The sequence below is a fragment of the Vibrio sp. TMPB1044 genome, assembly GCF_030442075.1.
GTDB classification, from domain to species: domain Bacteria; phylum Pseudomonadota; class Gammaproteobacteria; order Enterobacterales; family Vibrionaceae; genus Vibrio; species Vibrio satsumensis.
The window spans coordinates 42,181-57,899 of sequence record NZ_JAUJED010000027.1; the positions used below are offsets into that span (position 1 = coordinate 42,181).

General features: G+C 45.0%; 13 protein-coding genes, 1 tRNA gene and 1 rRNA gene. 5 read left to right on the plus strand and 10 right to left on the minus strand.

The window, feature by feature from the left end; genetic code table 11:
- Nucleotides 1–12: 12 nt before the first annotated feature.
- From QQ041_RS19550 to QQ041_RS19580, 7 genes are all read right to left on the minus strand, one after another.
- A complete protein-coding gene (locus tag QQ041_RS19550) occupies nucleotides 13–2,511 on the minus strand; it encodes an EAL domain-containing protein (protein WP_132982602.1) in 2,499 nt (832 codons plus the stop codon).
- Nucleotides 2,512–2,680: 169 nt separating this feature from the next.
- Complete coding sequence (gene yigB / locus QQ041_RS19555) at nucleotides 2,681–3,397, minus strand: 5-amino-6-(5-phospho-D-ribitylamino)uracil phosphatase YigB (protein ID WP_017071800.1); 717 nt, start codon at nucleotides 3,395–3,397, stop codon at nucleotides 2,681–2,683.
- Nucleotides 3,398–3,412: 15 nt separating this feature from the next.
- Nucleotides 3,413–4,345 (minus strand): tyrosine recombinase XerC, encoded by a 933-nt coding sequence (xerC, locus tag QQ041_RS19560; RefSeq protein WP_017061015.1) that lies wholly within the window; start codon nucleotides 4,343–4,345, stop codon nucleotides 3,413–3,415.
- Nucleotides 4,314–5,012, minus strand: a complete 699-nt coding sequence (locus QQ041_RS19565) for a DUF484 family protein (RefSeq protein ID WP_132982604.1) — start codon at nucleotides 5,010–5,012, stop codon at nucleotides 4,314–4,316. The genes xerC and QQ041_RS19565 overlap by 32 nt, the downstream gene beginning before the upstream one ends.
- Before the next feature lie 45 nt (nucleotides 5,013–5,057).
- Entirely contained in the window at nucleotides 5,058–5,888 is an 831-nt protein-coding gene (dapF, locus tag QQ041_RS19570; protein ID WP_060983632.1) for a diaminopimelate epimerase, read from the minus strand.
- An 11-nt stretch (nucleotides 5,889–5,899) separates the two neighbouring features.
- Nucleotides 5,900–7,153, minus strand: coding sequence for a diaminopimelate decarboxylase (gene lysA, locus QQ041_RS19575; protein WP_061019782.1), 1,254 nt, complete (start codon nucleotides 7,151–7,153; stop codon nucleotides 5,900–5,902).
- A 41-nt stretch (nucleotides 7,154–7,194) separates the two neighbouring features.
- Nucleotides 7,195–7,407, minus strand: a complete 213-nt coding sequence (locus tag QQ041_RS19580) for a lipoprotein (RefSeq protein WP_017104751.1) — start codon at nucleotides 7,405–7,407, stop codon at nucleotides 7,195–7,197.
- Here QQ041_RS19580 and cyaY point away from each other — a divergent pair.
- Nucleotides 7,387–7,701, plus strand: coding sequence for an iron donor protein CyaY (gene cyaY, locus QQ041_RS19585; protein WP_004740462.1), 315 nt, complete (start codon nucleotides 7,387–7,389; stop codon nucleotides 7,699–7,701). The genes QQ041_RS19580 and cyaY overlap by 21 nt on opposite strands.
- Nucleotides 7,702–7,772: 71 nt before the next feature.
- On the opposite strand, the gene QQ041_RS19590 is transcribed toward cyaY, so the two are convergent.
- Entirely contained in the window at nucleotides 7,773–10,301 is a 2,529-nt protein-coding gene (locus tag QQ041_RS19590) for a class I adenylate cyclase (protein ID WP_285954871.1), read from the minus strand.
- A 344-nt stretch (nucleotides 10,302–10,645) separates the two neighbouring features.
- On the opposite strand from QQ041_RS19590, the gene hemC reads away from it, so the two are divergent.
- The 4 genes from hemC to QQ041_RS19610 are packed head-to-tail and all read left to right on the plus strand — an operon-like array spanning nucleotide 10,646 to nucleotide 14,742.
- Entirely contained in the window at nucleotides 10,646–11,584 is a 939-nt protein-coding gene (gene hemC, locus QQ041_RS19595; protein ID WP_019825210.1) for a hydroxymethylbilane synthase, read from the plus strand.
- A 2-nt stretch (nucleotides 11,585–11,586) separates the two neighbouring features.
- Entirely contained in the window at nucleotides 11,587–12,315 is a 729-nt protein-coding gene (locus QQ041_RS19600; RefSeq protein WP_132982608.1) for a uroporphyrinogen-III synthase, read from the plus strand.
- Nucleotides 12,316–12,334: 19 nt separating this feature from the next.
- Nucleotides 12,335–13,561 carry a uroporphyrinogen-III C-methyltransferase gene (locus QQ041_RS19605; protein WP_285954872.1) on the plus strand — a complete coding sequence of 409 codons (1,227 nt, stop codon included), beginning with the start codon at nucleotides 12,335–12,337 and terminating at the stop codon, nucleotides 13,559–13,561.
- Nucleotides 13,561–14,742 (plus strand): heme biosynthesis protein HemY, encoded by a 1,182-nt coding sequence (locus QQ041_RS19610; RefSeq protein ID WP_285954873.1) that lies wholly within the window; start codon nucleotides 13,561–13,563, stop codon nucleotides 14,740–14,742. Before QQ041_RS19605 ends, QQ041_RS19610 begins: the two co-directional genes overlap by 1 nt.
- A gap of 764 nt (nucleotides 14,743–15,506) precedes the next feature.
- Here the strand turns inward: QQ041_RS19610 and QQ041_RS19615 are convergent.
- Nucleotides 15,507–15,583: transfer RNA gene (locus tag QQ041_RS19615), tRNA-Asp, on the minus strand.
- A gap of 43 nt (nucleotides 15,584–15,626) precedes the next feature.
- Nucleotides 15,627–15,719, minus strand: a 5S ribosomal RNA gene (gene rrf / locus QQ041_RS19620); the annotation flags it as partial.

Here is a 15,719-nt window from a genome sequence, read left to right on the forward strand (position 1 = left end):
TAGTTTTAATAACTAAAACAATCGCTTAGGCTCACCAAAGTAATAACCCTGCAGATAATCGACACCCATTTGTTCTGCTATCTCACAAACCTGTTGGTTATGGACAAATTCAGCAACCGTCTTAGCATTGAACACTTGGCATAAGCGAACCAACTGAGAAGCGATATTTCTTTGTTTTTGGTCTTTGTCGATATTACGAATCAAGCTACCGTCGAGCTTAATAATCTGTGGCTCAAGCTTAATGATCTCATCAATATTGGAGTAACCAGAGCCAAAATCATCAACAATGATTCTCGCCCCGAGTGCACGGAAGTGATCACACACCTCTATCATGCGGCCATAATCCTTGATTTGCTCAGATTCCAAAACCTCTAAGCCAAGTCGAGTGGGATCGTTCATACCACTGATCGCAGCCTCGAGTACCTCAAGCGTCTTGTCACTCAACAAATCTTGTGGGGATAGATTGATAGAGAACGAACTCTGTTTATCCGCCATATAACCGATAGTGCTCTTAATCATATGTCGACTAAGGCGTGTGTAGAGGTGCGTGTCGGCAATGATAGGTAAGAACTTTCCTGGTGCCACAATAGTACCGTCCGACTCCATGATTCTGACTAAACACTCTTGGCCAATCATTTCGTGAGTGCCCGATTCCACAATCGGCTGAGAGTAGGTAATGATGTTCTGATCTAAAATCGCACGGCTCACACAGCTCAACCAACCGAGCTGCTCTTTGCGGTCCTCTTCGCTCACCTGAATGTCTTTGGCATTGGTGATGTGGGTATTGTTCCGCACCCCATAACGTCGAGCTTCGATCGCTTTTAATAAGATCTCGTCACCGCTGTCGGTTAAGAAATCACAACGACTAGCAAAGCCGCCACACAGAGAAACTGACAGGTAATCAATATCAGCCAAACCATACGGCTCAAAATTTATGTGTTCGATGTCATCGGCAAACTCAACGAAACCTTCTTTTATTTTTGTACTACCAACACTGGCGTTAAAGATAATCGCCCACTCTCCGACCCCAATACTGAACAGCTCAACCTTCACGCGAGGCTCCTTCACGACACGAAGCTGCAATCGCTCAATAAAGTGATTAGACAGGTCAAGCAGTAACTGGTCACCCACCTGATAGCCGTATTTTTCGTTAACTTGATGGAAATTCGTGAGCTTTAACGTGAGTAAGTGCTCACTAAATAGAATCGTATTGAGGCGCTCCTTCAGTACAATACGGTTCGGTAAGCCAGTGCGTGAGTCAATGCGATAGCTCTCGGTTAAGCGACGCGCTTGTTGATGGAGTTTTTTCTCCATCTGGGTATTCATACTGTCGAGATCAGCGACTGCATTTCTGACCAAGTTAAGCAATGGCGACACTGTTGAGCCACACTGAAAATCTTCACAACGAAACTCTTTAACCTCGTCAGACTCGCGCATAGCGATATAAGTCAGGCTGTGGTGTAGTATCTCTTGGCGGTCTTCATTGCGGTATAGCTCACCCATGCAGTAGGCACCACATGTATTCACTATCCCTTCAAATGGCTTAAGCTCAAGTTTACTGTCGATAAACTCAAGTCGAGATACACAGTTATAGATGATCACCGATTCAGGCTGATGCATGGCTAGCATCTCGGCACCGTGACGCACCTTTTCCGCGGTCAAAGAGGGGTGGTTATAACAAAACTGCGCCTCTTCACCGACATGCCAAGGGCTATCAAACTCGATACTGCCATCATCATTAATGCGTAGAGGTGTTGAAATACCCTTCTTTCTGCCAAGTTCTCGATAAAGTGGAAAGCTCATCAGTTGGCTAAAAGGAAGGTCTTTGCCATCCGCAAGGTAATGTTTGAATACTTCAATCGCCGGCTTGTCATTCAACGCGTATAAGCGATTTCCGACCGCATGTGTGACTCGCAGTTTCATCCCAATCGGGTTCCACTCAGAGTACGCATCCGACCAAACCTTCAATCTTGGGTTAGTCAGAGCCACAGCAACACAGGCATGCTGGTAGGTTTGCTCGTTATACATAACCCAACGGCCAAATTCATTCTCATGGCACAGTCCACCAGCAATCGGCAATGCGTAAGGCAGGTTTTCAAAAGCGCTATAGATAGGGTAATCACGCCCTTCGACCTGATCGCACAAACTGATGACCGTTTTGGTGCCTTCGGTAAGGTGCAGTTGCAAAGCTAAGTCTTGGCTATCTTGATTTGGATTACCCGTAAAAGGCTGGACTGCCGAGGTTAGATGGGTTTCGTTGAACTCACTGATGATAACTAAGGTGCATGCACTTTCAAGGCAATTATCACAGATAACATGACGAGCACTCTGACCAATTAGCGTCGCATTGTTTAAACGATTGAGAGCGACACTCGCGATTTGACGAGCTAGATCTGAAGATTGAGCTGAGAAAATTTGGATAAGGTACTGTTTGCTGTCACACCATTCTCGCTGATCAAGTTGAGCTCTAAACAACGCCTCAGTATTTGCGAGAAATGTAAATGTTTGCATGCCAACCCTTGTTCAAATTCTAATGGAGTAGAGAACCCGCAACCACTGCTATGACTGAAATGAATCGATAAAAAGTAGCCGCCAATTATCCTAGCCTAATCAGGCTTTTATAGGCGACTAATGTAACAATTCACTATCATAAATGCGACACAATAAGCTTACCAAGCCATTAAATTAGTCGCATAAGATCGCTAAGTTGGTCTATTTCAACATCAGGGAGCACGCTCGCCTTCGAAGAGAGGTATAAATTGGAACCAGTGTCATTAAACCAGCACGCTTGGAAGCCATTTTGCTTGGCTCCATAGACATCCGTTTTGAGGTGATCACCAACATGAAGAATATTCTCAGCGTCACAATCTAGGTGTTGCTGAGCTTTTTCAAACATATCTGGGCAGGGTTTAGCTCTTCCATCAGGGCCAGCTTTAAGGATTAATTGAAAGTACTGCCCTAAGCCAATTTTGTGTGGGTCGACATTACCATTAGTAATCGCAACTAGAGGAATGCCTTGACTAAGCTCAGTCATCACACGATGCGTTTCGTCAGGAACATTGACTTGATTACGTAGCCATAATGCATGCTCAATACCTTCTCGAGCCGCTTGTTCTGCTTGCTGCTGAGAATAACCCAATTGCAGCAAACCACTTTTAATCTGAGTTTCACGCCATACTGTGACATCATGTTTCAAAGCTGGGTTTTCAGAGGCGATTTGCTGCTTAATGCCCTGCCACTCTTCGAGCGATAAAGAAGCCGACACTGGGTGCTTTTGATAAAGCCACTGTGCCATCTCCTTCTCAACCTTCATGATCACAGGCCAGTTGTCATACAGGGTGTCATCTAAGTCAAAGGTCATGGCTTTGATGGGCTTTAACCCTCGATAAATTCGCATAGTAAACCCTTAAATCTAATCTTTGTTCTTCTTACGCGCTCTCGGGTGAGCCTGATCATAAGCTTGTGCTAAGTGTTGGAAATCTAAGTGGGTATACACTTGGGTCGTCGAGATGTTTTCATGGCCAAGCAATTCTTGAACAGCACGAAGGTTTTGGCTCGACTCTAGCACATGCGTTGCAAAGGAGTGACGCAGTTTATGCGGGCTGATGTGGCTCGCGACAGATTGCTTCTTTCCCCACTCTTCCATACGTTTTTGCACGCTTCGATGAGAAATACGAGTCCCTAACTTCGAGACAAACAGTGCGGTTTCACCCGGTGAAGCCAACTCACCACGAACTTTAAGCCATTTATCGACCCACTCTTTAGCTAAACCAGAAAAAGGCGCTTTGCGTTCTTTATCGCCTTTACCGATGACTCGGATTTCACCCTGGCGACCCAACACATCTTTGAGGTTAATACCGACCAGTTCTGCCAGTCGTAACCCAGCGCCATACATCACTTCCATCATCGCGCGGTCACGAATCGACAGTGGGTCGTCCTCGTTAACATCAAGCAACTGTCCAACCTCATCAACATCGAGGTTTTTAGGCAGAGGACGCTGTTTACGTGGAGCAGAAACACCTTTGGCTGGATTGGCCGTCATTTCTCCACGCAACACAAGAAAATCAAAGAAACTGCGCAGTGAAGATAAGCGTGTTGCAATGCTGCTTGCTTTCATTCCCTCACGCATGCCTTTACTGGCAAGTTGTCTTACCCACGCTGCATCGACCTGGCCCCAATCCTTTAGCCCTAGCGTGACTAAATGACCGGCCATAGTTTCAAGTTGTTGTTTGTAATTACGTTGAGTGTGTAGGCTGAGTCCCTTCTCGCTTCTGAGATACTCATAGAAGCGAGAAAGTGGCTTTTGAAGGCTGTTAGGAAGAGGTATTTTGGGCTCTAGGCTCATTATTTATCTGCCAAGGTAAGGTGTCCGCCAAATGAGCGACAACAAGTGCTAAATGACGTAAAAAGAGCGTATCCATATGGGGTTGGAAATGTCCGCCTTCTTCACTAGAAAAGGCGAGCAAGCCCAATGGAGACTGCTTAGCAAGCGGTAGTACTACATAAGAGCCTAGCTCTGGAACTGGATAATCACCAAACAAATCGTGTCTGTCGGCTTTTCTCAAGCGCCCAAGATAAGCATCTTTGCCATTGAAATGGTTCAGCGAAAACTTAGAGTAGCCCTCAGCACTTAAATGATAAAAACCCGATTGTGAAAGAATTCGAACATGAGCCTTAAGCCCAAGGTCTAACGCTTTTTGTTCAACGGCCTTTATCACCTGCATGAAGTCACTGCATTTCAGCACTTGCGCTTGCAGATCCATAAACTCATAGAAGGTTTTATCGTTATTTGCCGCCAACGACATCAAGCCAGTGATCTCTTCTTCAAGCTCTTCGATTCGATGACGCTGGCGTTTAAGCTGAATCTCAACCAGAGAAACAGCGCCCTGCTCAACGTTATTGATAGCAAGGCGATCAACCAAATCTTTTCTGTCTTGGAAAAAATCTGGGTTATCACGTAAATATTCCGCGACCACTTCTGCGGTGAGTGCGTCGGCTTCAACGTAAGACAAAACCTATCCTTTATGTTTTATGAATCTATTGGTTATAAATCGTTATTAGCAAGAAAGTTGACCATCAAACACATGCGTTGCCGGGCCGGTCATAAACAGAGGTTTACCCGGTCCTTGCCAGCTAATGTGTAAGTCACCGCCTGGTAGACGAACCTTCACATTCTCAGCCAGTAAGCCTTGAGTGATACCAACGGCAACTGCGCCACACGCTCCGCTGCCACATGCCTGAGTTTCACCCGCGCCACGTTCGTAAACACGCAAACGAACTTCTTCACGGCTAACCACTTGCATAAAACCAGCATTAACACGCTCAGGGAAACGTTCGTGTGATTCGAGAAGCGGACCTAGGGTGTCCACATCAGCAGTATCGACATCATCAACGACGGTAACCACATGTGGGTTACCCATGCTTACCGCACCACAGAACAAAGTATGTACATCCGTTCTCAGGATATACGTCTTCTCTGGCTGCTTGGCCTTGAATGGAATCTTACCTGGTTCGAACTCAGGAATACCCATGTTCACCGTGATCAGGTCATTCTCTTCAATTTTGAGAACCATTTTACCTTTCTTGGTGCTGACGTTGATACTGTACTTATTCGTTAAGCCTTTCATGCGAACGAATCGTGCAAAACAACGAGCCCCATTACCACACTGCTCCACTTCACTGCCATCCGCATTGAATATGCGGTAATGGAAATCAGTTTCAGGATCATAAGGAGCCTCAACCACAAGTAGCTGATCGAAACCCACACCAGTGTGACGATCCGCCAAACGGCGGATCAAATCTGGAGAAAAGAAAATATTTTGAGTAATGCAGTCCACGACCATGAAATCATTGCCCAAACCATGCATTTTAGAAAAGTGGAAGTGCATAACGCTTAAAATTACTCCGGAAGAATGTTTTCAAGTTCCCATAGACTCGCAAGCTCTTCACGCTGACGAACCAAATGAGTTTTATCGCCATCAACCATCACTTCAGCCGCACGCGAACGAGTGTTGTAGTTAGATGACATCGCGAAGCCATAAGCGCCCGCAGAACGAACTGCTAGCAGATCACCTTCTTCAAGAACAAGGTCACGATCTTTACCTAGGAAATCACCCGTCTCACAAATTGGGCCAACCAAATCGTAAGTCACGGCTTCACCCTGTCTCGGGCTAACTGGAACAATATCTTGCCAAGCTTGGTAAAGCGCTGGACGCATCAGGTCGTTCATTGCTGCATCGATGATGGCAAAGTTCTTGTGTTCGGTTGGCTTGAGGAACTCGACTTTTGTTAATAATACACCAGCGTTAGCAGCAATCGCTCTTCCAGGCTCGAAAATCAGCTCTAGATCAGAATGATTCTCTAGGCGAGCCAATAAGGCTTTCGCGTAATCTGAAGGCTGTGGTGGTAATTCATCACGGTAAACCACACCCAATCCGCCACCGACATCAAGGTGTTTGATGTTGATACCATCAGCTCGTAGTTGGTCGATCAGTGCAAGCAGGCGATCGGTAGCATCAATGAAAGGTTCGATATCCGTTAGCTGAGAACCAATGTGGCAATCAATACCATGAATAGACAAGTTATCGAGTGTTTGTGCAAACGCATAAACGGCTGGAGCACGGTCGAAAGCAATACCAAACTTGTTATCACGCAGACCAGTAGAAATATAAGGGTGAGTGTTGGCATCAACATCTGGGTTGATACGCAGTGAAATTGGCGCTTTAACACCAAGCTCACCAGCAACTTTATTCAGTCGCTCAAGTTCTGGCTCAGACTCTACGTTGAAACACTTAATGTTCAACTCAAGTGCGCGCTTCATTTCAGCAGCTGTTTTACCGACACCAGAGAACACAACTTTTGCCGGATCGCCACCAGCAGCTACTACACGCTCTAACTCACCGCCAGAAACAATGTCAAAACCTGAACCCAAACGAGCCAAAGTATTCAACACGCCAAGGTTCGAGTTAGCTTTAACGGCATAACACACCAAGTGCGGATGCTCACCAACCGATGAGTCAAACGCGTTCCAATGACGCTCTAATGTTGCACGAGAGTATACATACAGCGGCGTACCATATTGCTCTGCGAGTTGTGAAAGTGCGACGTCCTCAGCCCAAAGCTGGCCATCTTCCTGATAGTTGAAGTAATCCAAAGTTCTTATCCCTTATAAATAACGATTTCTGCGTGTTTCACTTATTGTGATTGTTCAGTCTGCTGAACTTCATCAGGATCGTATAACGGACCCGTTTGACCACAACCAGAAAGTCCAATAACGGACACCATAAACAGAGCGGTAATTAATTTTTTCATTTTGCATATCGTGATTATTAACTCAATGCCCCCTATAATCGCACCACACTCAGGAAAAGCAATAGGATAGAAAGGATGAACGAGACTGAATTTCATCAACTAGTCGATATACAGATGCAAAACATCGAAGAAGCTATCGACGATTCAGAGGCAGATATTGATTACGAAGTGACTGGTAACGTGATGACGCTCGAGTTTGAGAACCGCAGCCAAATCATTATTAACCGCCAAGAACCAATGAAAGAAATCTGGTTGGCGTCTAAATCTGGTGGCTTCCACTTTAAATTAATCGACGACAAGTGGACATGCTCTAAGACGGGCATGGAGCTGTTTGAGATGGTAAAAGAAGAATGCGTGAAGCACGCAGGTGAAGAGATCGATTGGGTCTAATCATTTGTAAGCAAAACTAAAAAGGAGTGAATCAATCACTCCTTTTTTAATATCAATCAGTCTCAATAAGCCTAGATGTTGACTATCTTTGAACTCCGAGAAGACAAGGTAGCGTCGTTACGGTAAGGCACAACATAAGATTTACCCTCTTCAGGGTGCACGATCTGGTAGTACTGAGGGAGATTGAAGTTAATCAACTTAGACGACATCTTCGACTCATCTTTTACCGATGTGTAGAAAGAATTCACGTTCGCGATCATCTCATCTTTTTCACCATTGTACTGGTGATACACCTCTACTTGATTCGACTCGTCCAATACATAGATATTGAAACCTTTATCGGTATCTTCAAAGAAGAACTGAATTAAACCCTCACTCGCAAAACCATCCACCACTTCTGGCAGTTGATACTCCTGCTCTTTATCGAGCATCAGTAACGGTGAACCTTTCAACTTATTGGTTGAGATACTACGGTAGAAATCAACCGAGTTTTCCAACATCTGTACCGATACACCACGACGCTCGAAGAACAGACCAAACATCTTATTAGCTAAACGAATAGCCTTAAAGCGGCGACGCTTCTCTGGTTCAATCGGTTTCAATCGTAAGTCGATACACTCAGCAAGCAGTTGATACACCATATTACGCATCACACCACGCAGGTTTTTGCTGTAACAGAACACATCCACCGACTCTGGCGGCAACGCATCTTGGTGCATTTTGCCAAGAACCGTTTTAAGTGCATCCAGCATTGCTGTATCACCTTGGAAATGAAGCGTACGTACTTCATGCCAAGAGTTACGATAAACCAGATCGACACTGCCGACTAAGCTCTTACCTTCTTCACCAAAGCTGAAGATATCAGCATTCTTGAGGTCCACTTTTAATGCACGACCACTTAACTCAGAAGTTGGGTCATTTTCAAAGTTGATGAACATCGCGAGCTGGCTTATCTCACACGGACTCGCCAGTGCTTGCATACTCGGGCGACGCTTACGCAAAGAAAACGTATTACGCAGATCGCTCACCATTTGATAGAACTTATCGATATCAATGTGAGCATCACGCACCACAGAGTGCAAACGCGTCGACTCCGTAATCAAGCCATTAAAGAATGACCAAGCAACCAGTTTACTCAAGTACTCATGGTGCTCAAGTGAAGGCTGACCAAGAATACGATGCGCTACCAATGGCTGCTTATACAGGTACCAGCCGGCTTTATTCGACTGACCCTGACGAACTTCGATAAAGCTCAAGTCTGGTTCATGCAGATCAGGAGAGATTTGCGGATTCAGTAACGTCACTTTACCTGGCAATACCTCAAACGCAGCGTAAAGCTTACGCGCCAAAATACTAATATCTTGTGGGCTAATTGCAGAAGTGATGTCGTTGCGACGCGCAAATTGAATCAGATTACGATAGCTCAGCATCAAGGCATCAAGCAGTGCATGGTGTACCACTTTAACCTGCTCAACCTTCCAGTTACGGCGGTTATCGAGCTCAGCAATGGTTTCATGTCCCCAATTCCAAGACTTAGTCATCTCAGTTAAGGCTTCACGACGCCACGCAACAGAACCAATGCCCGCATCTCGTGACAACTTCTCGTGGGTCTTAAGGTAGAAACAACGTCTCACCAAGTCCAATCGAGTGTGGTCGTTAATGCGTTCTAGATAGCGCGTTACCTTCTCAAGCATCAGATAGTAGCTATCCATGCCATACAGATCCGGTTCATCCGCGAAGAAGCGACGCTTGGTATCAATACTCAGCAGTTGAGTGTTTGGGTATTCCCATGAATAGGCTTCTAACAGGATCGCCTTTAACACCGATTTATACGGAGAGTCGATACTCTTATAAAGCTGCCATAAGTTTGAACCAAAGTACTCTTCAGCGGGAATACGATTTAGCTTACCGAAATCGATCCACTGCGAGCAATCAAGATAGCCGTCCTGACATAAACCTTGAACATACTCGTCGTAGCACTCTTCCATTTCAGGCGGAATGATTTGCCACAACAAACGTTGACCGGCTAAACGAACCGCTGAGCGATAGAACTCATCAAGCAGTAACAAGTGCTGTGAAGAACCACAGTTATCACCGGTCATCTCTTCCGAATGATTCGAACGGAAACGCTGTTCATCCATCAAGAAGAAGTTAGCTTCCACACCTAAGGTCTCAGCCCAATCGGTAATAAGCAAACACTTGTTGGTCAAGCTATCACGAGATGCGCCATCCATATCTGGAGAAACACACACCCAGATATCAAGATCACTTGAGGTACTTTGCCCAATAGAAGAAGTACTACCCATGGTGTACAAGCCAAGGATTGCAGGTTCAGCAGCCTCGGTAAGTTTGCCACCCAGCGTTAATTCGGTATCAGAGACAAATTGCTTTTGGAATTCATTAAGCGTGAAGCTACGAATTCCAAAAGGAACTTGTTGGTCATAATAACCCGGCATCATCGGGTGATTGAAGTGAAGCAGTGCGGGAATAAGGTTGAAAACTCGCTGGCCTTGCACATTCATCAACGCCAACGCACGATCAATGCGCTGCTGATTTAGATTGTCTAATCGTTGAATCAAAGTTTGAGTGTAAGCCTGCAAGGTAAGTCCTTGGTTTGAGGTTAAGTGCAGTTCTGTTTAGTTACTGAACGAAAGCAGCAACAAAACGTGATCAATTTAACACTTTTACCCTTAGTGGTAAAGCAAAGGAATCCGTCATACTGGTCAATTCCTTGATGACAGAAAGTTAAACTCACGGCGCCGTAGTGTCCTCTTTATTGACTATTTCTAATAATAGCCCATGTTTCAAATGAGATACCAATCACACTATTTTGGTGAACTAATGAAAATCTCTCAGCTATCAAAGTATCGAATGATCAAACAGTAAGAATTCTCGCCTCATAATGGTAGGATTAGGCTATTACAGAACCTATATCGGAACCACCATGACAAATTCAGCACCAATCCGTATCGCGACCAGAAAAAGCCCTCTTGCCCTTTGGCAGGCATACTTTGTAAGGGATGCACTGCAAGCTGCTCACCCTGGTTTAGAGGTTGAGTTGGTAACTATGGTGACCAAAGGTGACATCATCCTCGATACTCCGCTTGCTAAAGTTGGCGGTAAGGGCCTGTTCGTTAAAGAACTTGAAGTAGCAATGCTAGAAGGTCGTGCTGACCTAGCAGTTCACTCAATGAAAGATGTCCCAGTAGACTTCCCAGAAGGTCTAGGTCTGGTGACGATTTGTGAACGTGAAGATCCTCGTGATGCTTTCGTTTCAAATACCTACAACAATATCGACGAGCTACCACAAGGTGCCGTCGTGGGTACATGCAGCCTGCGTCGTCAGTGTCAATTACTTGAGTCTCGCCCTGACTTAATCATCAAAGAGCTGCGCGGCAACGTTGGTACTCGTCTAGGTAAACTCGATGATGGTCAATACGATGCGATCGTACTGGCTGCTGCTGGCCTTAAGCGTTTAGAGCTAGAAGAGCGTATTCGCAGCTTCATCGAACCAGAACAGTCTCTACCAGCTGTAGGCCAAGGCGCTGTTGGTATTGAGTGCCGTCTAGATGATGAACGTCTAATCAAGCTTCTTGAGCCGCTGAATCATAAAGACACGGCTGATCGTGTACTTTGCGAGCGAGCAATGAACCTTACTCTAGAAGGTGGTTGCCAGGTGCCTATCGGTAGCTATTCACTATTAGATGGCAACAACATCTGGCTACGTGCATTAGTTGGTGAACCGGATGGTTCGAAGATGGTTCGTGGTGAGATCTCTGGTCCTCGTAAAGACGCAGAAGCGCTTGGCGTGACTCTAGCAAATCAATTGCTGGATGATGGTGCAAGAGAAATCCTAACCAAACTCTACGCTGACCAAGAATAACCATGACTGTGTTGGTGACTCGCCCCGGTTCAGAGGGGCAATCGCTTTGCCAACAACTAGCGGATGAAGGAATTCAAGCAATCCATCATCCGCTGATTCGTATCGTTGATAATCCAAACTCTTCGGATTTAAGCACCCAGCTTAATAACAGCGATATCATTATTGCAGTCAGTCACCACGCCGTGACCGCTGCTCAAAACATCCTTTCGAAAACCTCATCCATTTGGCCCACTTCGCCGCTTTATCTTGGCGTTGGTCAAAAAACTGCGCACGTTTTAAGCAAAGTCTGTAAACAAAAAGTAAACTACCCTCAAGTTAGTGATAGTGAACATCTTCTTAAACTTACTGAACTTAATGGCGTAGAAAATAAGTCCGTTTTGATACTACGTGGTAATGGTGGGCGTGAGCTCATTAGAGATTCCCTACTCAATCGAGGTGCACAAGTCTCTTATTGTGAGACCTACCGTAGAGAATATATTCCCATTAGCGACCACAATACCTATCAAACATGGATAAACAAAAAAGCGTCCAAAGTTGTCATCACTAGTCAGGAACAATTGGAGTATCTCTGCTCAATTACCCCTGATGAGTATTTGGCTTGGCTGTCAACAAGACATCTATTTGTCCCAAGCCAGCGCATTGTAGAACGAGCACAACAACTCGGTTTCTCGAACGTGACCAATACTCACAGTGCTACGAACCAAATATTACTGGCTGCTCTCCGGCCCTAGCTAGAAACAGGAAATAAGCATGACAAGCAAAAAAAATAATGAGCATATTGAACCTGAAAAGAAACAAGACACTCAGCCAGTTGTTGTTGAAAGCGAAAAAGCTGACTCTACAGAGACAAAACAATCTGAACAGAAGCTCGATGCCTCTGTCTCAAATACCGCTAATAATGAACAGCCTCAAGCTGAGCATAAAGAGCAAATAGAGAAAGCAGAAAAGCAAGGTAAGCGCGGTGTCAAGCTAGGTGCTATTGCGATCGCTATTTCTATTATTTTCAGTGGCGGTATCGCATTTCAAATGCAGCAAAAGAGTGCTGAGTACTCAGCTCAAATCGCCACTCTTCAAGCGCAACTTCAGAATACCCAATCTGCAGTAAATAAAGACCTGCAAACCATCAAGCAAGAGACTATCCAAGAAGCGTCGCACGCGGTGGAGAAAACTCAGGTAGTACAGTCTCAACAGCAAAAGAGCATTCAAAGCCTACAGTTAGCAGTGGCTGACGTTAAAGGTCGCCGCCCGAATGACTGGTTACTTGCCGAAGCCGATTACCTTGTGAAACTAGCAGGACGTAAACTGTTTCTAGAGCATGATGCCGTTAGCGCAACTAAGTTAATGGAAAGTGCCGATCAACGTATCGCAGCACTGAACGACCCTAGCTTAGTGTCACTGCGTCAATCAATGACCAATGACATTACCAAGCTTCGCACTATTCCTCTGATCGACCGTGATGGCTTAGTTCTACGCATCACAAGTCTTCAGCAGCAAGTCGATTCGCTGCCACTTGCCAATGCTATTCTTCCAGAAGCCGCAATTGTTGAGAAAAAAGCAGTATCGCAAGATATTAATGATTGGCAAAATAACCTGATGACGTCGATGAAAGACTTCTCAGAAAACTTCATCACATTCCGCAGTCGTGATGGCGAAGTTATCCCTCTACTTTCTCCTGAGCAACACTTCTACCTGCGTGAAAACATCAAAGGTAAATTAGAGACCGCTATTCGCGCCGTCTACAAAGAGCAAGGTGAACTCTATAGTGTAGCTCTTAATACCGCTAGCGAGTGGTCGAAAGCGTACCTAAACCAAGATAACAACTCAGTGATTGAATTTGAGAAAGCGATTAAACAGTTAAGTGAACAGAACATCTCTGTGAAATACCCTGTAAAGCTTGAGTCTCAGAATGAGTTATCAGATGTGATACGTGAGCGCCTACGACGTGAAGTCACCGTTATGACCACGGAGGAAAAATAATGATTCGTTGGATTTTTCTTTTTCTCGTTCTCGGTGCTGGGTTAATTGTTGGTACTCAGTTCTCTGGTCAACAAGGCTACGTTCTGATCTCAATTGCCAATAAGACCATTGAGATGAGCGTGACAACACTGGTTATCTTTGTTATTGCTCTTCTAGCTGCTCTGTTCGGCTTAGAGTACTTGTTTAAAAAGCTTATGTACGCAAGCTCGACAACTTGGAACTGGTTCAGTGTTCGTAAACTGAAACGCTCTCGTCGTTATACCAATGAAGGCATCATCAAACTTCTTGAAGGTGACTGGAAAGGCGCAGAGAAGAAGGTAACTCGTTGGGCTAACCACCACGACATGCCGCTGCTTTGTTATTTAGTCGCTTCTCAAGCGGCACACGAACAAGGGAATACGGGTGAACGTGACAAATACATCGAGCTCGCTAGCCAGCAAGACAACTCCCTACTGGCGGTAGAGCTAACTAAAGCAAAACAACAGATCAGTGAGTCAAACTACGAAGCCGCATTCGATACACTTTCTACCCTAAAAGGCACATACCCTAATAACACTGCTGTACTTGGCCTGTTAAAAGCCACCTATATGCAACTTAAGTTATGGCAGCCATTGCTAGAATTAACGCCGAAGTTAGTAAAGAACAAACTTCTAACAGATGATGAGCAGCGCGAATTAGAACAGAAAGCACAATGTGGTTTACTTCATGATGTCGCGCAACAGCAAGGTAGCGAAGGTTTAATTAGCCATTGGAACAAGCTTTCAAGAAAGCAGAAACAAAGTTCGTACCTTGTATCATGCTTTGTGAAACAACTGATTGCTCGTAAAGCTGACACAGAAGCGTTCACAGTGATCAAAGAGAACATTGCAAAGAGTGGTTCAAATGAGCTCTACATGTTGCTTCCAGAGCTGAACCTAGCCGATCACCACCCAGTAGTGGTTATGCTAGAACGTGCAATCAGTAAAGACAGTGATAATGCTGAAGCACACAGCGCGTTGGCTCAGTTCTACCTAAGAGAGCAGAAGTGGGCAGAAGCACAAAGCCACTTTGAGAAAGCGCTAGCACTTCGTTCAAATGTTTCAGATTACGGATATCTATCTGACGCACTAGAGAAGCAAAACTTAACGAAAGCAGCTCACGAGGTTTCTCGTAAAGCGCTCGCTCTAGTTCAACCCGCTTAACTCGAAGCAACTCAAACGAAGCCGATGCCCAGCATCGGCTTTTTTATATCTGTTGTTTATCCCCAGATAACCGCAACGATACTTATAAACCATAATCTATCGAGCCCTTACTCGCATTCCCCACCAAACCAAGTGTATTAAAGTAACTATGAAATTGTGCGTTAGGGCCTCCAAAACACACATAGAACTACTTTAATTGTGTCTGTATGTAGTTTACGATTTTTATAAACAAGCTCTTAGAAGAGATTCAAGAGGAATCATAGAGAAAAGTGACACCTTTAAGCCCAAGAGTAAATGGAGATCACCTTGAGAAAAGGCGTTTAAAGATATTTACCCGCAGACAGATGCCCACTTAAAGTCACGCTGAATTAACAAAATAGCCATCAATAGTCCAACTATAAACCGTTATAACCGAGGCTTCACGTAACGGCCCTGTAGATTCATTCATGAAGTAAAAGGGATAAAGCAAGAGTTACAGACCAACAAAACCTTGTTATTAAAAACGAAGCATCTTTATCAGCCAGTTAAAATTAATAGGAAGTAAAGATCTCGGAGACAGATAATAAAACTCAGATATCGGAAACGACGAAAGCCTAGTTGTCAAACTAGGGTTTCTAATACGTAATGAAGGGAGTAGCGAGAACGCTAAACGCAGGGTCGCCAATTTAGGACTAAACCTTTGTGGGACTGATTCTGCTAGAGAAAAACACTTTTCTTCAAATGTAAAAAAGCCCTGCTATTGCTAGCAGGGCTTTTCTAATAAGTGGCGGAGTGGACGGGACTCGAACCCGCGACCCCCGGCGTGACAGGCCGGTATTCTAACCAACTGAACTACCACTCCGCAGTGGAATACTTGTCGTCGCTGACAAGTGTTCAAATTTAAAGCCTGGCGATGTCCTACTCTCACATGGGGAAGCCCCACACTACCATCGGCGCTATTGTGTTTCACTTCTGAGTTCGGCATGGAATCAGGTGGG